Origin of the sequence: Lysobacter yananisis (genome assembly GCF_031199375.1) — a bacterium.
GTDB classification, from domain to species: domain Bacteria; phylum Pseudomonadota; class Gammaproteobacteria; order Xanthomonadales; family Xanthomonadaceae; genus Lysobacter; species Lysobacter yananisis.
In genome coordinates this window covers 5,085,704-5,108,441 of the sequence record NZ_CP133568.1, presented here as the reverse complement: position 1 = coordinate 5,108,441, position 22,738 = coordinate 5,085,704, and the positions used below count along the sequence as shown (strand labels likewise).

Genomic DNA, 22,738 nt, shown 5'->3' with positions numbered 1-22,738 from the left:
CGCATGCCATCGCCGTCGCCGGAGCCGCGGCGTTGAAGCCCGCCGCGCGCCTGCGCCGGCGCGAGCCGGCGGCCGACGCACACGGGCCGCAGTGGCCCGATTCGATTCCGCCGTTGCTGCAGCGGATCTATGCCGCGCGTGGCGCGACCTGCGTCGAACAGGCCCAGCCCAAGCTCGCCCAACTGCTGCCGCCGGACGGCATGCTCGGCCTGGACAAGGCGACCGAACTGCTGGCCGAGGCGATCGCCGCCGACCGCCACATCCTGGTGGTCGGCGACTTCGATTGCGACGGCGCCACCGCCTGCGCGGTCGGCGTGCGCGGGCTGCGCATGCTCGGCGCGAAGCGGGTGTCGCACGCGGTGCCCAACCGCATCGTCCACGGCTACGGCCTGTCGCCGGCGTTGGTCGACGAACTGGCGCGGCTGCAACCGGATCTGTTGGTGACCGTCGACCACGGCATCGCCTGCCACGCCGGCATCGAAGCGGCGCGCGCGCGCGGCTGGCAGGTGTTGGTGACCGACCACCATTTGCCCGGCGAGCGCCTGCCGCAGGCCGACGCCATCGTCGATCCGAACCAGCCCGGCGACGCGTTCCCGAGCAAGATGCTGGCCGGCGTCGGAGTGATGTTCTACGTGCTGCTCGCGCTGCGCCGGCGGCTGCGCGAAGCCGGCGCGTTCGGCGCCGGCGGCAACGGCCCGGACCTGAGCCAATTGCTCGACCTGGTCGCGGTCGGCACCGTCGCCGACCTGGTTCCGCTGGACCCGAACAACCGCGCCCTGGTCGCCGCCGGCTTGCGCCGCTTGCGCGCGGGCCACGGCTGCGCCGGCCTGCGCGCGCTGATCGAAGTATCGCAGCGCGATCACCGCCGCCTCACCGCCGCCGACATCGGCTACGCGCTGGCGCCGCGGCTCAACGCCGCCGGCCGCCTGGAGGACATGGCGCTGGGTATCGAATGCCTGCTGACCGAGAACCCGGCGCAGGCGCGCGAGATCGCCGCCACGCTCAACGAGATCAATGCCGAGCGCCGCGCGGTGCAGCAACAGATGACCGACGAGGCCGAGCGCGCGTTCGCGCGCGTGGCTTTCGATCCGGCCGCCGCGCCGCTGGCGCCGTGCCTGTTCGATCCGGACTGGCATCCCGGCGTGGTCGGCCTGGTCGCCTCGAAGATGAAGGAACGCCTGCACCGGCCGGTGATCGCGTTCGCGCCGGCGGAACCGGGCAGCGCGCAGCTGCGCGGCTCGGCGCGTTCGATTCCCGGCTTCCACATCCGCGACGCGCTCGCCGACGTCGCCGCGCGCCATCCCGAGTTGATCGAACGCTTCGGCGGCCACGCCATGGCCGCCGGCCTGTCGCTGCACCGCGACGCGTTCGAACCGTTCCGCGATGCCTTCGACGCGGTCGCGCGCGCGGCGCTGACGCCGGAGCTGCTGCAGGCCGACGTGCTCAGCGACGGCGCGCTGGCCCCGGCCGAGTTCGACCGCCGCCACGCCGAATCGCTGCGCGACGGCGGGCCGTGGGGACAGGGCTTCGCCGAACCGCAGTTCGACGGCGAATTCGAAGTGCTGTCGTGGCGCGTGATCGGCGAGCGCCACCTCAAGTTGGAACTGGGTTGCGAAGGGCGCCGGCTCAACGCCATCGAGTTCGGCGGTTGGGACGGCAACAAGCCGCCGCCGTGGGTGCGCATCGCCTATCGCCTGGAGCCGGACGACTACCGCGGCGGCGAGGCTGTACAGCTCATCGTCGTCCACCGCGAGGCGCTTTGACCGCCGCCGTGCCGATGTCGGCCGTCGGCGCGAATCCGCGCGCCGCTATTCCACGCTGGGCAATCGAGGTCCGCCATCGATGAAACCGACCACCGTCGTTGTTGCGTTGCTGTTTCTGCTCGCCGCTGCGGCCGCTGCCGGGGCCGACGAGCGCGTCTACGTCGGCAAGATCGTCGAAGTTTCGCCGGGGCGCATCGCGATCGGCAGGAAAAACGCCGTCGTCTACATCGGCTTCTACGGCGAGGCGAAGGCGCTGGAACGTTTGGCCGATGTGCGCGTGGGAGACGAGGTGCGCGCCGTGTTCGGCACGGGTACGCCTCCGGGCGCGACCGAGACCATCAACAAGCTCGTCGACATCCGGCGATGCGCCGGCAACGACCGGCAATGCGCCGCGGACGGCAGGGCCGAAGACGCCAGGGACGCGATGGAGGAGCGGGCCCGTGCCGCCGGCTCGCGCCAGGACTCGCAGTGCTCGCGGGCGCTGGACGAGGCCTTTCTGAAGGACCCGCGTTACGTTGCTCCGGTCGAGGTCGATGGCGCCCTGGCCGAGGCGATGCGGCTCGAGTTGAATTCGTTCGTCGGACCGCGACGCGACTGCGCCCACGGGATCCTGGCGGGCCATCAGGCGGCGGTGTTCGATACCTGTGTGGCTCAGGGTTGCGGTGAACGCATCGGCGGCGGATGCGGCCACCTCGCGGGCTATGCGGTGACGGACGCCGCGATCAGGCACGCGGTGCTCGAGTGCAGGGCGAAATGACGGCGCATACCGGCATTCGGCCGTCTCTCGGGCCTGCGCCCGCTTCGTCGGTGGTGTAACGCGTCGGTCACGCCGACGTGTTCGATCTCCCGGTGCAGCCGGGCGCCGCATTGGGCTTGTTGAACCGTTCGCTAACGATCTGTGCCGGCGGTAGCGCCGTCGCGACGCAGTTCGCGACGGCCGGGGGAAGGCCCGGCTAGACTGGCCGGCACTCTTCCCCCGGAGTTTTTCAGCATGTGCGGAATCGTTGGCGCGATCGCCGATCGCGATGTGGTACCGGTCCTGATCGACGGCCTGAAGCGGCTGGAATACCGCGGTTACGACTCGGCGGGCATCGCCGTGTTCGACGGCGCGCAACTGCGCCGGGTGCGCCGGACCGGGCGCGTGTCGGAGATGGAGAACGCGGCCCAGGCCGAGGGCTTCAGCGCGCAGGTCGGCATCGGCCATACGCGCTGGGCGACCCACGGCGGCGTCACCGAGGCCAATGCGCATCCGCACATCAGCTTCGGCGAACTGGCGGTGGTGCACAACGGCATCATCGAGAACCACGACGAGCAGCGCGAGCGTTTGCGCGCGGCCGGCTATGCGTTCGAGTCGCAGACCGACACCGAGGTGATCGCGCATCTGGTGCATTTCCATCTGCGGCAAGGGCTCGATCTGCTCGCCGCGGTGCAATCGGCGGCGCGCGAGCTGGTCGGCGCGTACGCGATCGCGGTGGTGAGCTTGAACGAGCCGGGCCGCTTGATCGCCGCGCGCATGGGCTGCCCGCTGCTGGTCGGCCTCGGCGAGGGCGAGAACTTCGTCGCCAGCGACGTCTCGGCGATCGTGCAGGCCACGCGCCGGGTGATCTTCCTGGAAGAGGGCGACACCGCCGAGATCACCCGCGCCGCGGTGCGGGTGTTCGATGCGGGCGGCGCGGCGATCGAGCGCGACGTGCATCTGTCGGACGTGTCGCTGGCTTCGCTGGAGCTGGGGCCATACCGGCACTTCATGCAGAAGGAGATCCACGAGCAGCCGCGCGCGATCGCCGACACGATCGAGGCGGTGATCGACAACAACGGGTTCAGCGCGTCGCTGTTCGGGGCCAAGGCCGAAGAGGTGTTCGCCGGCGTCGAAGGCGTGCAGATCCTGGCCTGCGGCACCAGCTACTACGCCGGCCTGACCGCGCGCTACTGGATCGAGGCCATCGCCGGCCTGCCGTGCCAGGTCGAGATCGCCAGCGAATACCGCTACCGCGCGGCGGTGGCGAACCCGAAGCAGTTGATCGTGACCATTTCGCAGTCCGGCGAAACGCTCGACACGATGGAGGCGTTGAAATACGCCAAGTCGCTCGGGCATGAGAAGACGCTGTCGATCTGCAACGTGCCCGAGAGCGCGATCCCGCGCGCGAGCAAGCTGGTGTACTACACCCGCGCCGGCGCCGAGATCGGCGTGGCCTCGACGAAGGCGTTCACCACGCAGCTGGTGGCGCTGTTCACCCTGACCGCGACCCTGGCCAAGCTGCGCGGCGCGCTCAGCGAGGAACGCGAAGCCGAATACCTCGACGCGCTGCGGCACCTGCCGGGCAGCGTGCAGCACGCGCTGAACCTGGAGCCGCAGGTGGCCGGCTGGGCCGAGCGCTTCGCGCCCAAGCACCATGCGCTGTTCCTGGGGCGCGGGGTGCATTACCCGATCGCGCTGGAAGGCGCGCTCAAGCTCAAGGAAATCTCCTACATCCACGCCGAGGCGTACCCGGCGGGCGAGCTCAAGCACGGCCCGCTGGCGCTGGTGGACGCGGCGATGCCGGTGGTGGTGATCGCGCCGAACGACAAGCTGCTGGAGAAGGTGAAGTCGAACATCCAGGAAGTGCGCGCGCGCGGCGGCGAGATGTTCGTATTCGCCGACCTGGACAGCCACTTCGGCGAATCCGAGCAGGTGCACGTGATCCGCACGCCGCGCCACGTGGGCGTGCTGTCGCCGGTGGTGCATGCGATCCCGGTGCAGCTGCTGGCGTATCACGCGGCGCTGGCGCGGGGGACGGACGTGGACAAGCCGCGGAATCTGGCTAAGGCGGTTACGGTGGAGTAAGTGGTGGGCGGCGCCGTGGGCTTGGGCTCGCGGCGCTGGTTGCGTCAGCGGCGGTAACGGCGACAACAACGGCAACAGCAACAATAACAGCAAGATCAAAATGGGTTCCGGCTTTCGCCGGAATGACGGGGGAAAGTGGCGCCGGCTTACGGCTTACGGCTCACTGCTCATGGCTCACGGCTGATGATGGCCGTGTTTCCCCACCCCGTCATTCCGGCGAAAGCCGGAATCCATTTTGATTTTTGGCTCCCGCCCGCCGCCGAAAACGCCCCGGCGTGCAACCTCACCCGAACGTCGCCACCACCAACCCGGCGTACTCGCGCAAGGCCTGCGCACTCTCATCCAAGGTCCGCATCGACGGCGTCCACGCCTCCGGCGGCGCTGCCGCGACCGGCGGCTCCGGCGCCAGCGGCAGCGCCGGCAGCCCGGCGCGCTGGAACCATTGCAGGGCGCGCGGCATGTGCAGGGCCGAGGTGACCAGGATCGCGCGCTTCCAGCCGCGTTCGGCGGCGATGCGCGCGCTGCGTTCGGCGTTGGCACGGGTGTCGCCGCTGGCGTCTTCCAGCACCAGCGCCGCGCGCGGCACGCCGAGCTCGACCAGCGCATCGGCCATGATCGCCGCTTCGCTGACCCCGCGCGTGCTGGCGCTGGCACCGCCGCTGACCAGGATCGCCGGCGCGCGTCCGGCCTGCCAGGCGCGCGCGGCCGCGGCGACGCGGTTGCCGGCCAGTTCCGGCGCGTCGGCGTCGCCGCGCGCGAAAGCGCTGACCCGGCCGATGCCGCCGCCGAGCACCACGATCACGTCGGCCTGCGGCAGGCCTTCGGCGCTCTGGCCCAGATAGCCGCGCTGCAGCGAATCGCGCAGCGCGCCGGCCGCGGCCGGCAGCGACCACAGCAGCGACCACGCCACGGCCAACACGCCGAGCGCGAGCGCGCTGCGCCGCCAATGCAGCAGCCACACCAGCGCCGCCAGCGCCAGGCCGACGGCGCTGGCGTGCAGGGGCTGGGTCAACCACGCGGCGGCGGACATGCGTCGTTTACTCCGGCGTGCGCAGCAGGCCGCGCGCGCCGTCGTCGTCGACCAGCCGCGCCAGCGCGTCGCTCATCAGCCGCGCCTGGCGGTCGCGCGAGTACGCCGGCGCCGCGGCCAGGCTGGCCTCGCGCAGCCGGCGCATGCGCTCGGGATCGCCGGCCAGCGCGGCGATCTCGTCGGCCATCGCCGCCGCGTTCTCCGGCGCCACGCACACGCCGCAACCGGTGCTTTCGACGATCCGCACCGCCTCGCCGCGCGGCAGCGACATCAGCGCCGGGATGCCCATGCCCATGCCTTCGAACAGCTTGGACGGGATCACCGAGGCGAACACCGGCGTGTCGCGCAGCGGGATCAGCGACAGGTCGCACAGGCCCCAGAGCCTGGGCATCATTTCCTTGGGCTGGCGCGGGATCATGCGCACGTTGGGCAGGGCGCGTTCGGCTGCCATCCGCTCCACGTGCGCGCGCTGCGCGCCACTGCCGGCGAAGAAGAACACGATGCGCGGGTCGTCGCGCAGCCGTTCGGCGGCTTCGATCACCTTCTCCAGGCCATGGGCCATGCCGTGGGTGCCGAGGTAGCCGACCACGAAGCGGCCGTCGAGGTCGTACTGCTTCGCCATCGCTTGATCGCGCGCGGCGGGGCGGTAGCGCTGCAGGTCGACGCCGTTGAGCACGACGTGGATCTTGTCGGCCCGCACGCCGCGATGGACCAGTTCTTCGCGGAACGACTGGGTCACCGGCACGATCGCGTCGGCGCTGCGGTAGAGGAACATCTCGAGCTTTTCCAGCGCCCGGATCGCGGCGCTGCGCTGCATCGCCCCGACCGCGGTGATCGAAGCCGGCCACAGGTCGCGCAGCTCGAACACGAACGGCCGGCGCTTGAGCCGCGCCAGCGCCCAGCCGCCGAGCGCGCAGAAGAACTGCGGCGAGGTCGCCACGACCACGTCGTGGCGGCGTTCGAACAGCCCGGCCACGGTGCCGGCGGCCATGAAACTCAGATAGTCCAGGGTGCGCTTGAGGATGCCCTCGTTCGCGGTGATGTAGGTCTTGACCCGCACCACCCGGATGCCGTCGAGCGTCTCCACGCTGCGCCAGGCGTTGCGGTAGCCGGGGAACAGCTTGCCTTCGGGGAAGTTGGGCGCGCAGGTGATCACCGTGACCTCGTGGCCGGCGCGTACCCATCGCACCGCGTGCTCGTAGGTGCGGGTGGCCGGGGCGTTGCCCTCGGGCGGGAAGTTGTCGGTCAGGAACAGGATGCGCATGGCGTCAGCGTCCCCATTCCAGCACCAGGGTCGCGGTGCCCACGCGCGGGTCGATCAGGGTCTCGATCACCGTGCAGGCTTCGCGCAAGCCGAAGCCGGGGTGATAGCGGCCCGGCACCAGCGCATCGCCGCCGGCTTCGCTGCGCCAGCGCAGTTGCGCGGGGGCGTCGCCGTCGCCGGCGGCGCGGATGTCGTGGCCGTCGACTTCGCACTGCGGATGTACGCGCAAGCGCGCGATCGCCTCGCCGAAGCGGCCGTCGATGCGGTCCTCGATGCGCAGCCCGCGCGGGGTCAGCACCCAGCGCCGGCGATGCAGCGGCCGGCCCTTGAGCCGGCGATAGCCGTCGTGCGCGGCGCTGAGCCACAGCGATTCGCCCTCGCGCCCGTGCGCGACCGCGCGCGGCCGCGCGCGCCGGGCGACGCGGAAGCTGGCCCAGACTTCCGAGGAATCCTGGCCGTCGATCTCGACCGTATTGTGGGCGGCGGTGCCGCGTTGCCACAGTCGCTCGGGATCGATGTCGTAGCGCGAGATGCCGGCGTTGACCAGCACCCGCCGGCCGTGCAGCGACAGTTCGAAGCTCAGGGTGTCGGCGTGGGCGTGGCCGGGCAGGTAGTCCGGGCCGATTTCGCCGACATCGCAGATCAACACCGCTTCGCCCGATTGCAGTCGTGCGTAACCCGATTGCGGCAGCAGCTGCAACGCCTCGCGCGAGGCCGGCGGCGGCTCGATGCCGAGCGCGCGCGCGTAATCCTGCAGCGCCGCGAGCGGCGGCGCGATGCCGAGCGCGGCGTCGTTGAAGAAGGCGATGCCGCCGTCGGGGTGGGTCATCACCGCCAGCCACGCTAGCATCGCCTGCGCCTTGTCGCGCCACAGCTGCACGTCGCGTTCGGGGAACGCGTCGGGGTAGACCAGGGCCAGCTGGACCAGGTCGAGCAGGTCCTCCAGCAGGATCGCGTGGTACATCGGGCTGCGTTCGAAATGGCCGCCGTCGGCGAGGATCTGCTCGTCGATCTGCGCGCGCAGGCCGAACAGGCCCAGTTCGCGCCAACGCACCGCCTCGGAGCCTTCGAAGAACGCGCCGGCGAACAGCAGCGCCTTGTAGTTCGCCCACAGGTGGTTGCCGAGCAGGTGCCGCTCCAGCCGCCCGCGCAGGAACCGCACCTGGGTGGCGAGGCTGTCGAGCGCGGTGCGCGCGCGCGCGGCGTCGCCGAACAACTGGCCGCCGCAGCGCCACTTGATCCAGTTGACGATGCGCAGCGACAGGCAATACGGCTCCCAGCCGTTGCCGGCCGGCGGCGGGTTGTCGGCGATCCAGCGCGCGATCAGGTCGCGGTGCCAGTGTTCGCGCGAGGCCGCGGCGTCGGCGTTGAGATCGTCGAAGTAATGCAGGTTGTACAGCCACAGCTTCGGCAGCCGGGTGCTGTTCCAGTCGTTGGCGCCGGCCTCGTGCTCCTCGTTGAGGAAGCGGAAGCGGGTCGGCCCGAGCATCGAAGGCTCGCGCGCGCAGGCGATCCAGCCGCGTTCGAACGCGGCCATCTGCGGCGCCGGCGCGTGGGCGACGCGCGGGCGGTGCAGGCGGTGCCAGGCGCGGCCGTAGATCTGCACCGGGCGCAGGTGGCGCACGGTATGCCACAGCCGCGGCAGGCGCGTGGCCAGGCTCATGCGGCGCTCTCCGGGCCCGGGCGCGCGCTCATACCGACGCGTCCAGTTCAAGGGTGACGCGCGCGACTTCGAAGATCTCCTCGGCCGGGATCGGCGGCGGCGCTTCGCCGCGCGCGGCGCGCATGAACGCCTGCGCGCACGCGGCCTGGCCCTTGTCCTGGCTCCACAGGTTCATCTTGTTGAAACCCGGCCAGCCGTAGCCGCGCAGCTTGCGGAAGTTGTCCAGCGCCAGCACCCGGCCGGCGGCGAACACTTCCAGCCGTTCCTTGGGGAAGCTCTTGTGGCCGTTGGCGAGGTAATGCACGGTGCCGAACGAGCCGTCGGCGAAGCTCAGGGTGAAGCTGATCCGGTCGCTGCGGATGCCGACGCCGGCGACGTTGCCGACCGCGGTGAGCTGGTGACCGACGATCGGCGCGCCGGCGAGGAAGCGCAGCAGGTCGACGAAGTGGCAGGCCTCGCCGATCAGGCGGCCGCCGCCGGCCTGCGGGTCCTGGGTCCAGTGGTCGGCCGGGATCGCGCCGGCGTTGACGGTCATGACGAAGCTCTTGGGTTCGCGCACGCCGGCCAGCAGCTGGTGGATCTTCTGCACCTGCGGGGCGAAGCGGCGGTTGAAGCCGACCATCAACACCGGCGGCGCGCCGTACACGGTCTGCTCGGCGTGCGCCTTCTCGATGGTCTGCAGCTCTTCCATGGTCAGGCACAGCGGCTTTTCCACGAACACGTGCTTGCCGCGGCGCAGCGCCTTGAAGGTCAGTTCGGCGTGGCTGGCGTGCTGGGTGGCGATCACCACCGAGCCCACCGCCGGATCGCGCAGCACCGCGCTGGTGTCGGTGCTGGCGTGGGAGAAGCCGAACTTCTTGCCGAAGTGCACGCTGCCCACGCCGTTGGCGGTCACCACCGTGTGCAGGCGCGCGCCGGCCTTGGCGAAGGCCGGGATCAGCACGCGCCCGGCGTAGTTGCCGGCGCCGATGAAGGCGACCGCGTTGCGGTCGGCGTCGGCGGCGGGCGCCTCGCGCACCGTGGTCGCGACCGGCAGCGGGATGTGGCGGCGTATCAGGTGATCGGCCATCTCCTCGCCGCGGCCGTAGTCGAGCACGATGCCGAGCGAGGGCACGCCGCCGCCGAGCACGCCGTAGGCGGTCTCGGCCTCGGCGATGGGATAGCGATGCGAGACCAGCGGCTGCAACTGCAGCGCGCCGCTGGCCATCATGTCCAGCACCGCTTCGAAGTTGCGTTGCTCGGTCCAGCGCACGAAGCCGACCGGATAATCGTTGCCGCGTTCCTCGTAGGACGGATCGTAGCGGCCCGGGCCGTACGAGCACGAGACCTGGAACGACAGCTCTTTTTCGTAGAAGTCCGCGCGCGACAACTCCAGTCCGGTGACCCCGACCAGGACGATGCGGCCGCGCTTGCGGCACATGTGCGCGGCCTGCGAGACCGGCTCGTTGCTCTTGCTGGATGCGGTGATGATCACCGCATCGACGCCGCGCCCGCGCGAGAACGCTTGCGCCGCGGCGACCGGGTCCTCGCCCTTGGACAGGTCGACGGTCTGCGCGCCGTAGCTGCGCGCCAGCGCCAGCTTGGCCGGGTCGAAGTCGATGCCGAGCACGCGGCAGCCGTGCGCGCGCAGCAACTGCACGGTGATCAGGCCGATCAGGCCCAGGCCGGTGACCACCACCGCTTCGCCGAGCGTGGGCTGGACCAGGCGGATGCCCTGCAGGCCGATCGCCGCGAGCACGGTGAAGGCGGCGGCTTCGTCGCCGACCTCGGCCGGGATCTTGGCGCACAGGTTGACCGGCACCGCGACCACTTCGGCGTGCTTGCCGTTGCTGGCGACGCGGTCGCCGAGCTCGAAGCCGGTCACGCCGGGGCCGACGCCGATCACCGTGCCGACGTTGCAATAGCCCAGCGCCAGCGGCTGGTCGAGCTTGCTGCGCACCGCGTCGAGGGTGGTGGTCAGGCCGTCGGTGCGGATCTTCTCCAGCACCATGCGCACCTTGTCCGGCTGCTGGCGCGCCTTCTGCAGCAGGTTGGCCTTGCCGAACTCGACCAGCATGCGCTCGGTACCGGCCGAGACCAGGGTGACGTGGCTGCGGATCAGCAGGTGCCCGCGGCGCAGCGCGGGGGCGGGGACGTCGGCGACTTCGGTGCTGCCGTCGCGCAGGTTTTGCAGGACTTGGTGCATGGGAGTTCCGGGATTTCGATATGGGGGAAGGTGCGCTTGGCGGCGGCGCGCGCTCAGGGGCGGGGGGCGGCGCGTCGGCTGGGCTGGGAGGGGCTGGAAGCGGGCTTGGCCGACTGGATGAAACTGCGGGTGACCGGCACCCAGTCGCGTTCGCCGCCGCTGACGCGCTTGCTCCAGATGACCGCGCCGTCGGCGGCGCGATGCAACTGGTCGAGCTGGAACTTCCAGTAGTCGGAGGCGACGAACTCGCCGTCGCGCGGGGTCTTGTCGTGGTACTGCGGCCACACGAACGGCAGCACCGGCTTGGACGCGTCGAGCTTGCGCGCGGCGGCGACCATGTTGTCCAGGCGCCGGCGCCAGCGGTCGCGGTCGTCGTCGACGGTGTATAGCGAGGGGAAGAACAGATCCACCGACTCGGCCAACTGCTTGCCGCGCGCCGGATCGTTCTTGTCGATCGAACCGGGGAAGCCGTAGTAGCCGATCTGGCGTCCCGGCGCGGCCTCGCGCGCCCAGCGCGCCAGGGTCTGCAGCTTGTCGAGATTGGTCGCCGACAACTGCGGGTCCTTGGCCAGGTTGATGTGCTCGAAGTCCAGCACCAGCGGCCCGGGGTTGCCGAGGCTGGCGCGCACCGCGTCCTTGTAGCGTTTTTCGTCCGGCATGACGCCCTTGGCCAGTTCGGGCAGCTGCGGTTCGCCGAGCAGGTTGGAGCGGGCGATGTCGAGGCGGCGGTCGTCGCCGTCGGTGTACTTGGTGTTGTTGTAGAGCTTGAAGTCGCGCGCCTGCGCCTGCGCCTGCAGGGGCAGGGCGATGGCGAGCGACAACAGCGTCGCGCAAAGGATTCGCAGGTTCATGGCGCAAGCTCCGCACATTCGGCGATCACCCGCGCCATCGCCGTGTCCCACGCTTCGTAACGTAACTGGCGCAGGCCGGCGCGGCGCGCCTCCAGCAACGAACGGTCGGCGTCGATGCGCAGCAGCTCGCGCGCGAGCTGGGCGCCGTCGCCGTAATCGGCGAGGAAGCAGGCATGGCGCTGTTCGAACGGCGCCGAGGTGAACAGGCCGGGGTTGGTGAAGAACGGGATCTCCAGCGCGGCGCAGTCGAACCATTTGTTCGGTTCGGCCAGGCGGTTGATCTCCAGCGCCGGGTCGTAGAAGGCCAGCACCACGTCGGAATCCAGCAGCATCGCCAGCGCCTCTTCGTTGCTGACGATGCCGCGGTAGCGCTCGCCCAGGCCGTCGGCGAGGCGCTGCGCGTCGGGCCCGAGCAGGCGGCCGGCGGCGACGAAGTCGATCTTGCCGGCGCAGGCGTCGATGGCCTCGCGCATCATCTTCGCGCCGCGCTCGGGCGAGATCAGGCCGCTGACCAGCACCCGCAGGCGGCCGTCGCGCGGCGGCAGCGCCGCGGCGAGCTGGCGCGCGCGGGCGATGGTGTCGGTGTGCGGGGTGTTGCGCACCACCCGCACGTTGTCGCTGTCGTTGCCTTGCGTGCGCGAGTCGCCCGGCACCACGTGCAAGGCGGCGCGGCGGCCGACGAAGCGTTCCAGCCCTTCGATGACGCGCTTGACCGGCGCCGGCCAGGCGTAGCTCTTGGACAGCTTGTCGCGGTCGAGGAACACGTAGCGGCAGCGGCGCACGGTCGAGACCAGGGCGCAGGGCAGGGCCGCGTCCAGGCGCGAGCAGAAGTAGACGCCGGCGCGCGGCTGCGCGAACACGCGCACGCTCAGCCACAGCACCCACAGCGCGTAGCCCAGCGCGTTGACCGCGCCGCCGCCCCAGGAACCGAAGCTCAGCAACACCCGCACCTTGGGCAGGTCGCGGGCTTGCTTGTCGCGGCTCCAGATCCAGAACTCGTACGGCACCTGCGCGCTGTCGAGCACCTTCGACAGCTTCGCCAGGTACGGGTTCTTCAGGTAGGGATTGCCTTGGCCGAGGATGATGGCTTGCATGTTCGGGATTCGTTTTCGAGATTCGGTTTTCGGAATTCGGAATGGGGGGCGGGTCAGCGGACGGCGGGCTGGAACCGCGGCGGGCGCTGGGCGATGGAGCCGCGCAGCACCAACGCGGTGGACAGGGCGTAGAACACGCACAGGTAGAGTTCTTTCGGGCTGGTGATGTCGCCGCTGAACATGGCGTTGGCCAGCGAATAGACCGACAGCGCGCACAGGAAGGTGGCGACGAGGTCGCGGCCCTGGCTGCGCTTGGCGCTGCGGTACAGGCGCACGATCGCGTAGACGATCAGGGCGAAGAAGAACGCGGCGAACACCAGGCCCGGTTCGATCAGGGTCTCGATCAGCAGGTTGTGCGGATAGGGCTGCAGCGCGCCGCTGGCCTCGAACGCGCCGAAGCCCTTGCCGAACAGGGTGTCGCGCAGCATCGCGAACGACACGTCGTAAAGGTTCATGCGCAGCACGTCGCTGCCGCTGTAGTTGCTGACCACCAGGCTGGCCAGGCGGTCCTTGATCCCGTCGGGCGCCATCGCCATGGCGGCTACGCCGAGCAGCATCACCGCCAGCCCGGCCGCCCAGACCTTGCGCGACAGCAGCAACGCGCCACGGTTGGTCAGCACCAGCAGCACGCCCAGGCCGAGCAGCAGCGACAGGATCGGCCCGCGCGAGCCGGCCAGCACCAGCGCCGCCACGCATGGAAGGATCAGCGCGATGCGCAGGCCGCGCAGGCGGGTTTCGGTCAGCAGCCGATACGCCAGGAACATGATCGCGGTGCCGGCCGCGCGCGCGATCCAGATCGGATTGCCGTCGCCCTGCATCAGCCGCTGCGCGCCGGTGTCGGCGCCCTTGTTCATCGCCAGCGCGGCGATGCTGAGCATGAAGCACAGCGCCACGTAGATCTTGACGAACTGCTCGGCCGCCGCGCCACGCAGCACGAAGCAGGCGCAGTAGGCGCAGAACACCAGGATCAGATAGAACTTGAGTTCCTTCGGCCGGTGGCCGATGTGGGTGTCCAGATAGGCGATCTGGGCGAACGCGATCAGGCACGCGATCACCGGCAGCAAGCAAGCGAAGCGGTTGAGCCCGCTGTAGGACAGCGACAGCCCGCCCAGCGCGATGGTCGCGGCGATCGCCGCGTACTGGACCAGATCGGTGTCCACGGCGAAGAACACCGAGGCCCAGCCCGAAAGCAGGAACAGGCCCAGGCAGGCCGGCGCCAACAGCAGCTTGGGCGCGGGAATGCGCATCGCCTCGCGTCCGTCCTCAGCCCGCGCGCGCGCCGGCGAGCGCGGCTGCGTGGGCGAGCGCGGCCTGCTTCAGCGCGGCCTGTTCGGCCGGGCCCACGCCCGCGCCCCGGGTCGCGCGCTCGACGTACTCGGCGACCGAACCGACCACCTGGCCCGGATTGCCGACCACGATGCTCAGCGGCGGGATCGCGCCGCGCACGACCGCGCCGGCGCCGACGATGCAGCCCGCGCCGATGTCGGCGCCGGGCATGATGATCGAGCCGGTGCCGATGAAGGCGTGGCGGCCGATCGAGATCGGCTTGATCCGCCCCTGCGGCCGGTCGAACGTCAGCCCCAACTCCTTGGCCACGGTGTGGATCGCCCAGTCGTGGGTGAGGATGCGCACGTTGCTGGAGATCGTGCAGCCCTTGCCGAGCCGGATCAGCGAATAGTCGGTGCCGTCGAACCAGATCTTGGCCGACAGGTAGTTCGGGCGCTCCTCGATCTGCGCGCCTTCCGAGCGCAGGAACCACGCGTACAGGCGCGTCACCAGGCCGGGCTTGATGAACCAGCCCAGGCGGATGAGGCTCAGCACGACGGCCTTCTTGAGCAGGCGGAAAACTTTCATGGGCATGCTCCTATGGACTCTTGCCGGCCGCCGCGGGCCAGCGCAGTTCGCGGCGGTTGCAGGCGGCGAAAACGATGAGTTGCACGGTCGAGGCGACCGCGTAGGCGATGGCCACGCCGGTGGCGCCGTGGCCGAGCTCGAGCGCCAGCGCCGCGGCGCCGATCAGGCTGACGGCGAAAGCGGCGTTGCCGAGCAGCATCACCGCCGGACGCGCGTCGGCGGTGGCCTTGCGCATCAGGATGGTGGTCGGCGCCGTCGCGACCGCCGACAGCAGCAGCCATTGCAGCGGCACCACCGCCTCGGCGTAGGCCGGGGCGAAGCGCGCCACCGCCAGCGGCGCGGCCAGGCCGAGCACGCCGGCGAGGCCGGCGGTGACCGCGACCAGCAGGGCGATGGACTGGCGCAGGGTGCTCGCGGCTTCCTCGCGCGCGCCGCGCACGATCGCCGCCGAAAGCATCGGCAGCGCCGCGTTGGCGACCACGCCCATGCCGAACAGCAGGATCGAGCGCGCCTGGTTGCCGAGGGCGAAATGGCCGAGTTCGGCTTCGCCGCGCGCGCTGTGCGCGAGCATCGCCATCGACAGCCAGATCGCCGGCATGGTCAGCAGGCCCGACAGCGACGAGGGCAGGCCGAGCCGCCACACCACCGCCCAATCCTCGCGCGTGGTCGCCGACCAGGCCAGCGGTTCGCGGTGCTCGCGCCGGTAGCGGCGCAGCACCCGTTCCTGGCCGAGCACGATCAGCCATTGCGCGGCGATCGCGCCGTACATGGCCCAGCCGATGTCGCGCCGGGTCGCCGCGCCCCACATGATCGCGAACACCACCGGCGCGGTCAGCAGGTTGGCCGCGGCCTGTTGCTTGACCTTGTGCAGGGCCAGCGCGACGCCGTTCTGGATCGCGCCGACGAAGCCGGTCAGCACCAACAGCGAGGAACTCGCGTAGACCACGGCCAGATCCGCCGAACCGCCGAGCTTGACCGCGAGCGGATACGCGCACGCCAGCAACAGCGCGGCGAACACCAGCGAGGCCAGCAACGCCGAACCGTAGGACACGGTCAGCGCCGCCGACACCCGGCCGCCGTCGCCGCGCGCGACCGCCTCGGCCACGATCTTGGTCGCCATCTGGCCCAGGCTCAGCGCGCAGAAGGTGGTGAACAACAGCGCGGTGGTCTGGATCAGGGTGAACTGGCCGAACGCGGCCGGGCCGAGGTAATGCGCGGCCGCCAGCACGCCGGCGAACAGCGCGCCGCGCGAGGCCATCGCGCTGACCGCCGACAGGCTGGCCGTGCCGATCAGTCGCCGCATCATGGCCGCAGATTCGCGCGCGCGTTCATGGGCCGGGCTGCGCTCAGGTCCAGATGCCCTTGGTGTCGACGATCTTCATGTGCGCGGGCATGGCGTGCTCCTTGAAGGGCTTGTGGTCGACCAGCAGCACCGCGATGTCGGCTTCGCGGCTGGCGGTGGACAGGTCCGACAGCACCACGTTGGGCGAGCTGAGCTTGCTCGGCAGCGCCTGGATATGCGGCTCCACCGCCAGCACCGGGCCGGGGTGGCGCTGCGCCAGTTCGACCGCGATCCCCAGCGCCGGGCTTTCGCGCAGGTCGTCGATGTCGGGCTTGAACGCCAGTCCGAACACCGCGATCTTCAGGTCCTTGTCCTGCTTGCCGGCGGCCTTGGCCTCTTTGATCGCGGCATCGATCTTGTCCATCACCCAGCCCGGCTTGCCGTTGTTGACCTCGCGCGCGGTGCGGATCAGGCGCGCCTGCTCCGGCGCGCTGTCGACGATGAACCACGGGTCGACCGCGATGCAGTGGCCGCCCACGCCCGGGCCGGGCTGCAGGATGTTGACGCGCGGATGGCGGTTGGCCAGGCCGACCAGTTCCCATACGTTGATGCCGAGCGTGTCGCAGATCATCGACAGCTCGTTGGCGAAGGCGATGTTGACGTCGCGGAAGGCGTTCTCGGTGAGCTTGCACATCTCGGCGGTGCGCGCGTTGGTGACGATGCACTGGCCGCGCACGAAGCTCTTGTACAGTTCGGCCGCGCGTTGCGAGCAGCGCGGCGTCATGCCGCCGATGACGCGGTCGTTCTCGATCAGTTCGCGCATCACCTGGCCCGGCAGCACCCGCTCGGGGCAGTGGGCGACGTTGACGTCGGCGGCTTCGCCGGCTTGTTGCGGAAAGCTCAGGTCCGGGCGCGCGTCGGCCAGCCACTGCGCCAGCTGCTCGGTGGCGCCGACCGGCGAGGTGGATTCCAGCACCACCAGATCGCCTTTCTGCAGTACCGGCGCGAGCGCCTTGGCCGCGGCTTCGATGTAGGCCAGGTCGGGCTGGTGATCGCCCTTGAACGGCGTCGGCACCGCGATCAGATACGCGTCGGCGTGCTCGGGCTTCAGGCTGGCGCGCAGGAAGCCGCCGGCGACCGCGTCGCGCACGGCCACGTCGAGGTCGGGCTCGACGATGTGGATCTCGCCGCGGTTGATCGTGTCCACGATCGAGGCGGTCACGTCCACGCCGATCACGCGCTTGCGCGCCGCGGCGAACGCGGCGGCGGTGGGGAGGCCGATGTAACCCAGGCCGATGACCGAGACGGTGTCGAAACTCATAAAGGCTCCAGTGATCCTCCGTGGGGGAGGCGTTGCTCAGGGATGCGCGGATGGGCGAAGGCGGAAACCCGCGCCGCCGCGCCCGTTCGGGCGCGGGCGGCGCGGGCGGGGGAGTCAGGCGGCCAGCAGCGAGTCTTCGCGGCGGAACTGCGCCAACGCGGCGACGATGCGCTGGCAGGCCAGGCCGTCGCCGTAAGGGTTGTGGGCGAAGCTCATCGCCTCGTAGGCGGCGCGGTCGCTCAGCAGTTCGCTGATGCCGGCGCAGATCAGCTCGCGATCTGTGCCGACCAGCCGGACCGTGCCGGCGGCGACCGCTTCCGGCCGCTCGGTGGTGTCGCGCATCACCAGCACCGGCTTGCCGAGCGACGGCGCTTCTTCCTGGATGCCGCCGGAGTCGGTCAGGATGATGTGGGCGCGGTTCATCAGGTAGACGAACGGCAGGTAGTCCAGCGGCTCGATCAGGTGCACGTTGGCGATCCCGCGCAGCACCCGGTTGACCGGCTCGCGCACCTGCGGATTGAGGTGCACCGGATAGACGATGTCGATCTCCGGATGGCGCAGCGCGGTGTCGCGCAGCGCCTCGCAGATGCGCTCGAAGCCGCCGCCGAAGCTCTCGCGGCGATGGCCGGTGACCAGCACCACCTTGCGCTCGTCGCGCAGGAACTCGAGCTTGGCCGCGATCTCGCGGCGCAGCTGCGGCGTGCGCTCGATCCGCACCAGCACGTCCTTGAGCGCGTCGATCACGGTGTTGCCGGTGATGGCGATGCGCTCGTCGGGGATGCCTTCCTCGCGCAGGTTGCCGCGCGAGAGCTCGGTCGGGGCGAAGTGGATCGCCGCCAGCGCGCCGGTGAGCTTGCGGTTGGCCTCTTCCGGCCACGGCGAGTACAGGTTGCCGGTGCGCAGGCCGGCTTCGACGTGGGCGACCGGAATCTGCTGGTAGTACGCGGCCAGGGTCGCGGCCATCGTGGTCGAGGTGTCGCCGTGGACCAGCACCACGTCGGGCTTGAGCTCGGCCAGCACCGCCTTCATCCCGGTCAGGATCGCGGTGGTGACGTCGGTGAGGTCCTGCTTGGGCTTCATGATGTTGAGGTCGAAGTCGGGTTCGATCTCGAACAACTGCAGCACCTGGTCGAGCATCTGCCGGTGCTGGCCGGTCACGCACACGCGCGCGTCGAAGCGCGGGTCCTGCGCCAGCATCTTGGCCAGCGGCGCCATCTTGATCGCTTCGGGACGGGTGCCGAACACGCACAGGGTCTTGATCGCCGGACCGAGCTGGGCGGAGGCGGCCGCGGCCGGCGCCAGCGGGGCGAACGCGCCCGCGCCCGCGGGTTCGCTCAGGGCGCCGCGCGCATAGGCGGTGGCGCCCGCGGCGGCGGTCGATGCGGGCGCGGACTGGCGCGCGGGCTCGCGGCCCGGCGGACCCTGTTGCGCGAACGCGAGCTGGCGCGGCGGACGCGGCAGCCAGTCCGGCAGCTTGTTGCGGTCGCCGCTGCTCAGGGTCAGCGAGTACAGGCCGAGCATGGCGAAGAACGCGAGCAGGCCGACCATCACCGGCAGGTTGCGCAGCGCGTAGCCGAAGGCGACCAGCGCGCAGGCCAGGCCGACGATGGTCAGCAGCGCGGTCTTGGGCGAGCGCTCGCGGTCGATCAGCAGGTAGTGCAGGTGCTGGCGGTCGGGCTTGAACGGCGACAGGCCGCGGCGCGCGCGCCGGTACATCAGGTTCAAGGTCTCCAGCAGCGGCAGCGCGATGCACCACAGCGCCTCGGCCGCGTCGATGCGGGCCGGGCCGCGCTGGCTCAGGTAGATCAGGCTCCAGGCCATGACATAGCCGATCAGCATGCTGCCGGCGTCGCCCATGAACACCTTGCGTCCGCTGATGCCGCCGAGATTGACGAACAGGAACGGCAGCAGCGCGACGAACAGCAGCGCCAGGGTCGGCAGCGCGCCCTCGTCGAGCACGTTGCCGCGGTCGAACAGGAAGATCGCGCCGATGCAGACCAGGGCGAGGCTGGCGGCGAGCCCGTCGATGCCGTCGAGCATGTTGAAGGCGTTGATGGTGCCGACCACGGCGATGACCGTCACCGGCACGCCGAGCCAGCCCAGATGGATCGGCCCGGTGCCGAACAGATCGCCCAGGTCGTCGAGCCACACGCCGCTGCCGGTGATCATCAATCCCACCGCGATCGACTGGATCAGCAGGCGCGTGCGTACGCTCAGGTCGCGCGCGTCGTCGAGCGCGCCGAGCATCACCACCAATCCGGCGGTGGCCAGCAGGCTCATGCTGTAGCGGTCGCCGAGCTGCAGGTACAGCGCACCGGCGAGCAAGCCGAGGAAGAAGCTGATGCCGCCGATTACGGGGATCTCGCCCTTATGTTGCTTGCGCGCATCGGGGCGGTCGACCAGCCCGAGCCGGGCGGCGCCGGAATGCAGCGCGAACATCGACAACGCAGTGATCGCGACGCTGAGCGCGCCCGCAATGACGAATTGTTCTTTCATCATGACCATCGATTCCAAGGTAAGTCTTCGGTAGACCCATCCGACGACCGCCCCCTTCGGTCAACGCTGTGTATTGCCGTGCCGCCGTGCCGCCGAGCTGCGCGTCCGCCGCGACGGCCGGACAGTTGTCGCGGCGTCAGCCGGCGCTTCGCGCCTGCCTTCGCCTGTCGCTTGCGGACGCGGAAAGAAACTTTCGCGTTTGCTGGCCCGGAATGTGCGTCTTGCGCGTGCATTCTCGGCGGACGGCATCGTGCCACTCTTGGATTGCGAAATACTGTGCGCCCGTAAGTCGTTTGCCGATGGGATTCAGGAAACGTGAGTGGTTTCGCGTCTGCAACGAATCGGAAATTTTTGTTCGCCAAGTCGAGTGCTTGACATCGCATTGCGCATTCGACGCATAAGGCAAAAAACCCGAGAAAAGCGGTGATTTTGCGTGGTCTGTCGATTCGGCGCGGCGGCGCGGGCGCGACGATGCGCGACGCGCGGGCGATCCGCGCGCCGGGCGTGCGGCGCGCGCGGAAACGGTTGCGATGGAAATCATCATCGGCTTTCCTCTCGCGAAAGCGAAACCCGCTTTCGCTATTGGTTGGCGCGATCCTTGCGTGGCTGTTGCGTCGCGTGTCGTGGCGTCGTCGTTGCGCAACGCGCGCTCACGCGCCGGAGCGGTACTCGTAGCCGTAGGCGTAGTGGGTGTCGTGGCGGCGCTCGACCGCGTTGAACACCGCGCCTTTGAGGTCGATGCCGTTCTGCTCGAAGCGCTGCACGGCCAGCGCGAGCTCCTTGGCGGGGTTGAGGCCGAAGCGCACCACCATCAGGCAGGTGCCGGCGTGGCGGCCGATCAGGGCCGCGTCGGTCACCGCCAGGATCGGCGGCGTGTCGACGATGACCAGGTCGTACTGCAGCGCCGCGGTCTTGAGCACGGCGCCGAGTTCCGGCCGCATCAACAGTTCGGACGGATTGGGCGGCGCTTCGCCGCGCGGGATGAAGGACAGATTGTCGATCGGCGTGCGCCGGGTCGCCGCGGGGATGTCGATGCGCCCGGCGAGCAGGTCCGACAGGCCGTTGCGCGGGTCCTGGCCGAGCACCTTGTGCAGGCTGCTGCGGCGCAGGTCGCCGTCGATCAGCAGCACGCGCTGGCCGCCCTGGGCGATGGTCGCGGCCAGGTTGGTGGAGACGAAGGTCTTGCCGGCGCCGGGGCTGGAGCCGCAGATCATCAGGATGTTGTTGCCGGCGTCGAGGCGGGCGAAGTGCAGGGCGGTGCGCAGACTGCGCATGGCCTCGATCGCCAGATCGTTGGGCGCGTCGATGGCCAGCAGATGCGGCTTGCCGTTGTGCCCGCCGGCGGCGCGCAGCTTGCGCCCGGCCTTCTCGTGGTCGCGCTGGAACGCGCTCATCGGGATCGAGGCCAGCACCGGCAGGCCGATCTGCTCGATCTCGGCCACCTGCTCGACGCCGCGGTTGAGCATCTGCCGCAGGAACACGTAGGCCACCGCCAGGAAACCGGCGAGGAAGGTGCCGATGGCGACCACCAGCGCGCGCTTGGGCTTGACCGGCTGGCTGGTGTCGACCACCGCGCGGTCGACGATGCGGGCGTTGCCGACGGTGCCGGCGCGGGCGATGTCGAGCTGCTGGGCCTGATTGAGCAGGTTGGTGTAGGTCAGGGTGCTGACCTGCACTTCGCGGGTCAGGCCGATCAGTTCCTGCTGGGTCTGCGGCAGGGTGCCGATGCGGTCGTTGATCTTCTGCTTGCTCGCTTCGAGCTCGCCGATCTGCGCCATCAGCGCCTTGTAGGCCGGATGCGCGGGCGTGTAGCGGCGGGTCACCTCGGCCTGCTGCAGGCGCAGCTGCGAGATGCTGGTGTCGAGCGAGACGATCTGGTCGAGCAGCGACTTGGCGTCGAGGGTGATGTCGACGGTGTGCGCCTGCGACTGGTACTGGGCCAGGGCGTGCTCGGCCTTCTCCAGGTCGCGGCGCACGTTGGGCAGTTGCTTGTTGACGAACTGCAGGCTGTTGGCGGCCTCGGCCGAGTTGCGCTCGATGTTCTGGCGGATGTACTGGCGGGTGATCGCCTCCAGCGTGGCCTGGGCCAGGACCGGATCGCCGAGCTCGTAGCTGAGCTGGATGATGCCCGAGTCCTTGGCCTTCTCGCTCGCGGTCAGGTTGTTCTGCAGCGAGGCGATGATGCCCAGGCGCGCGAGTTGGGTCACTTCGAAGCGCATGCCGGGGTTCGCCAGCAGGCGTTCGACCTTGAGCTTGGCGCCGCCGCCGACCGCGAGCTGGCCGGCGTCGCCGCCGAGCAGGCGCTGGTCCTGGTCGTCGAACAGTTCGAAGCTGCCGTTGGCGCCGGCGATCAGGGTCAGCGGCTTGCCGACCAGGTCCAGCGGCACGTCGAGTTCGGCGATGTCGAGCGTTTCGCCGCCCCAGCCGTAGCGGTTCAGGCCGAACCACGGCGCGGCGACTTCGTTGCCGGTGGACGGCTGGAAGCGGCGCGCGATCGCCGCGCCGATCAGCGGGAAGCGCGCGGGCTCGACCTGCAGGTCGAGCTTGAGATCGTCCACCGCCTTGCCCAGCGTGGTGCGCGAAGTCAGCAGCGACACTTCGGTCATCGCCTGCGGCGCCGAATCGGTCAGCGCCTGCGAGACCGCGGTCAGGCCGGGCAGGGTGGGGGTCTTGGACTCCACCTGCACCATCGCATTGGCCTGGTACACCGGCGCGGCGAGCAGCGCATAGGCCACGCTCAGCGCGAAGCCGAGCGCGACGGCCGCGCCGATCAGCCACTTGTGATCGAACAGGGTGCCCAGCAGCGCGGCCAGGTCGATTTCGTCGTTGCCGGCGTCCTGACGCGGGCCGGACGTGGTGGAAACTGCCGCCATTGGGGGGAAGGCCTTGAATGGTAGGTGGAGCGACGCGCCCGCGGGCGCGCTTGCGGATCGGGCTCAGCGGCAGTGCGTCCGTGCATCGCCTAGCGGATGCGGCGCCGCGCGCGAAAACGTCGCGACCGCGCGCACCGCGCTGCGCAACTTCGGCACTTCAGGGCATCGCGTTCGCGGCATCGCGGCGCAGCGTTGCGGCGCGTGCGGCGACGAGGCCCGCGCGCTTCGCGCTCAGCGC

General features: G+C 70.2%; 16 protein-coding genes. 3 read left to right on the top strand and 13 right to left on the bottom strand.

What is annotated here, in order from left to right:
• Positions 1–8: 8 nt before the first annotated feature.
• The 3 genes from recJ to glmS all read left to right on the top strand — a co-directional run bounded on the left by recJ (position 9) and on the right by glmS (position 4,587).
• Complete coding sequence (gene recJ, locus RDV84_RS20995) at positions 9–1,763, top strand: single-stranded-DNA-specific exonuclease RecJ (RefSeq protein WP_425606363.1); 1,755 nt, start codon at positions 9–11, stop codon at positions 1,761–1,763.
• A 79-nt stretch (positions 1,764–1,842) separates the two neighbouring features.
• The gene (locus tag RDV84_RS20990; RefSeq protein ID WP_250442754.1) at positions 1,843–2,520 is read left to right on the top strand and encodes a hypothetical protein; all 678 of its coding nucleotides are present in this window, start codon (positions 1,843–1,845) and stop codon (positions 2,518–2,520) included.
• A gap of 234 nt (positions 2,521–2,754) precedes the next feature.
• Complete coding sequence (glmS, locus tag RDV84_RS20985) at positions 2,755–4,587, top strand: glutamine--fructose-6-phosphate transaminase (isomerizing) (protein WP_309151476.1); 1,833 nt, start codon at positions 2,755–2,757, stop codon at positions 4,585–4,587.
• 283 nt (positions 4,588–4,870) lie between these two features.
• Here the strand turns inward: glmS and RDV84_RS20980 are convergent, their stop codons facing one another.
• From RDV84_RS20980 to RDV84_RS20915, 13 genes are all read right to left on the bottom strand, one after another.
• On the bottom strand, positions 4,871–5,617 hold the full coding sequence (locus RDV84_RS20980) for a YdcF family protein (RefSeq protein WP_309151475.1): 747 nt from the start codon (positions 5,615–5,617) through the stop codon (positions 4,871–4,873).
• 7 nt (positions 5,618–5,624) lie between these two features.
• A complete protein-coding gene (locus RDV84_RS20975) occupies positions 5,625–6,881 on the bottom strand; it encodes a glycosyltransferase family 4 protein (protein ID WP_309151474.1) in 1,257 nt (418 codons plus the stop codon).
• Positions 6,882–6,885: 4 nt separating this feature from the next.
• Positions 6,886–8,544 carry a heparinase II/III family protein gene (locus RDV84_RS20970; protein WP_309151473.1) on the bottom strand — a complete coding sequence of 553 codons (1,659 nt, stop codon included), beginning with the start codon at positions 8,542–8,544 and terminating at the stop codon, positions 6,886–6,888.
• Positions 8,545–8,572: 28 nt separating this feature from the next.
• A complete protein-coding gene (locus RDV84_RS20965; RefSeq protein ID WP_309151472.1) occupies positions 8,573–10,729 on the bottom strand; it encodes a bi-domain-containing oxidoreductase in 2,157 nt (718 codons plus the stop codon).
• A 53-nt stretch (positions 10,730–10,782) separates the two neighbouring features.
• Positions 10,783–11,580 carry a hypothetical protein gene (locus tag RDV84_RS20960; RefSeq protein WP_309151471.1) on the bottom strand — a complete coding sequence of 266 codons (798 nt, stop codon included), beginning with the start codon at positions 11,578–11,580 and terminating at the stop codon, positions 10,783–10,785.
• Positions 11,577–12,674, bottom strand: coding sequence for a glycosyltransferase family protein (locus RDV84_RS20955; RefSeq protein WP_309151470.1), 1,098 nt, complete (start codon positions 12,672–12,674; stop codon positions 11,577–11,579). Before RDV84_RS20955 ends, RDV84_RS20960 begins: the two co-directional genes overlap by 4 nt.
• A gap of 53 nt (positions 12,675–12,727) precedes the next feature.
• Positions 12,728–13,921: an O-antigen ligase family protein gene (locus RDV84_RS20950; RefSeq protein WP_309151469.1), complete on the bottom strand. Its 1,194-nt coding sequence runs from the start codon at positions 13,919–13,921 to the stop codon at positions 12,728–12,730.
• Between the two features lie 16 nt (positions 13,922–13,937).
• Positions 13,938–14,528, bottom strand: a complete 591-nt coding sequence (locus RDV84_RS20945) for an acyltransferase (RefSeq protein WP_309151468.1) — start codon at positions 14,526–14,528, stop codon at positions 13,938–13,940.
• A 10-nt stretch (positions 14,529–14,538) separates the two neighbouring features.
• On the bottom strand, positions 14,539–15,834 hold the full coding sequence (locus RDV84_RS20940) for an oligosaccharide flippase family protein (protein WP_250442737.1): 1,296 nt from the start codon (positions 15,832–15,834) through the stop codon (positions 14,539–14,541).
• 40 nt (positions 15,835–15,874) lie between these two features.
• Positions 15,875–17,131: a UDP-N-acetyl-D-mannosamine dehydrogenase gene (gene wecC / locus RDV84_RS20935; protein ID WP_309151467.1), complete on the bottom strand. Its 1,257-nt coding sequence runs from the start codon at positions 17,129–17,131 to the stop codon at positions 15,875–15,877.
• 114 nt (positions 17,132–17,245) lie between these two features.
• Positions 17,246–19,630, bottom strand: coding sequence for a non-hydrolyzing UDP-N-acetylglucosamine 2-epimerase (gene wecB / locus RDV84_RS25535; RefSeq protein ID WP_345784454.1), 2,385 nt, complete (start codon positions 19,628–19,630; stop codon positions 17,246–17,248).
• Positions 19,631–19,763: 133 nt separating this feature from the next.
• Positions 19,764–20,171 carry a hypothetical protein gene (locus RDV84_RS20920; protein ID WP_309151466.1) on the bottom strand — a complete coding sequence of 136 codons (408 nt, stop codon included), beginning with the start codon at positions 20,169–20,171 and terminating at the stop codon, positions 19,764–19,766.
• Between the two features lie 106 nt (positions 20,172–20,277).
• Complete coding sequence (locus RDV84_RS20915) at positions 20,278–22,500, bottom strand: polysaccharide biosynthesis tyrosine autokinase (RefSeq protein WP_057947405.1); 2,223 nt, start codon at positions 22,498–22,500, stop codon at positions 20,278–20,280.
• Between the last annotated feature and the right edge of the window lie 238 nt (positions 22,501–22,738).

What these genes read in the sequence shown, in the direction of transcription:
- RDV84_RS20990 (WP_250442754.1), top strand. Translation starts at nt 1,843, where the DNA reads ATGAAACCGACCACCGTCGTTGTTGCGTTGCTGTTTCTGCTCGCCGCT.
- glmS (WP_309151476.1), top strand. Translation starts at nt 2,755, where the DNA reads ATGTGCGGAATCGTTGGCGCGATCGCCGATCGCGATGTGGTACCGGTC.
- RDV84_RS20980 (WP_309151475.1), bottom strand. Translation starts at nt 5,617, where the DNA reads ATGTCCGCCGCCGCGTGGTTGACCCAGCCCCTGCACGCCAGCGCCGTC.
- RDV84_RS20975 (WP_309151474.1), bottom strand. Translation starts at nt 6,881, where the DNA reads ATGCGCATCCTGTTCCTGACCGACAACTTCCCGCCCGAGGGCAACGCC.
- RDV84_RS20970 (WP_309151473.1), bottom strand. Translation starts at nt 8,544, where the DNA reads ATGAGCCTGGCCACGCGCCTGCCGCGGCTGTGGCATACCGTGCGCCAC.
- RDV84_RS20965 (WP_309151472.1), bottom strand. Translation starts at nt 10,729, where the DNA reads ATGCACCAAGTCCTGCAAAACCTGCGCGACGGCAGCACCGAAGTCGCC.
- RDV84_RS20960 (WP_309151471.1), bottom strand. Translation starts at nt 11,580, where the DNA reads ATGAACCTGCGAATCCTTTGCGCGACGCTGTTGTCGCTCGCCATCGCC.
- RDV84_RS20955 (WP_309151470.1), bottom strand. Translation starts at nt 12,674, where the DNA reads ATGCAAGCCATCATCCTCGGCCAAGGCAATCCCTACCTGAAGAACCCG.
- RDV84_RS20950 (WP_309151469.1), bottom strand. Translation starts at nt 13,921, where the DNA reads ATGCGCATTCCCGCGCCCAAGCTGCTGTTGGCGCCGGCCTGCCTGGGC.
- RDV84_RS20945 (WP_309151468.1), bottom strand. Translation starts at nt 14,528, where the DNA reads ATGAAAGTTTTCCGCCTGCTCAAGAAGGCCGTCGTGCTGAGCCTCATC.
- RDV84_RS20940 (WP_250442737.1), bottom strand. Translation starts at nt 15,834, where the DNA reads ATGATGCGGCGACTGATCGGCACGGCCAGCCTGTCGGCGGTCAGCGCG.
- wecC (WP_309151467.1), bottom strand. Translation starts at nt 17,131, where the DNA reads ATGAGTTTCGACACCGTCTCGGTCATCGGCCTGGGTTACATCGGCCTC.
- wecB (WP_345784454.1), bottom strand. Translation starts at nt 19,630, where the DNA reads ATGATGAAAGAACAATTCGTCATTGCGGGCGCGCTCAGCGTCGCGATC.
- RDV84_RS20920 (WP_309151466.1), bottom strand. Translation starts at nt 20,171, where the DNA reads ATGATGATTTCCATCGCAACCGTTTCCGCGCGCGCCGCACGCCCGGCG.
- RDV84_RS20915 (WP_057947405.1), bottom strand. Translation starts at nt 22,500, where the DNA reads ATGGCGGCAGTTTCCACCACGTCCGGCCCGCGTCAGGACGCCGGCAAC.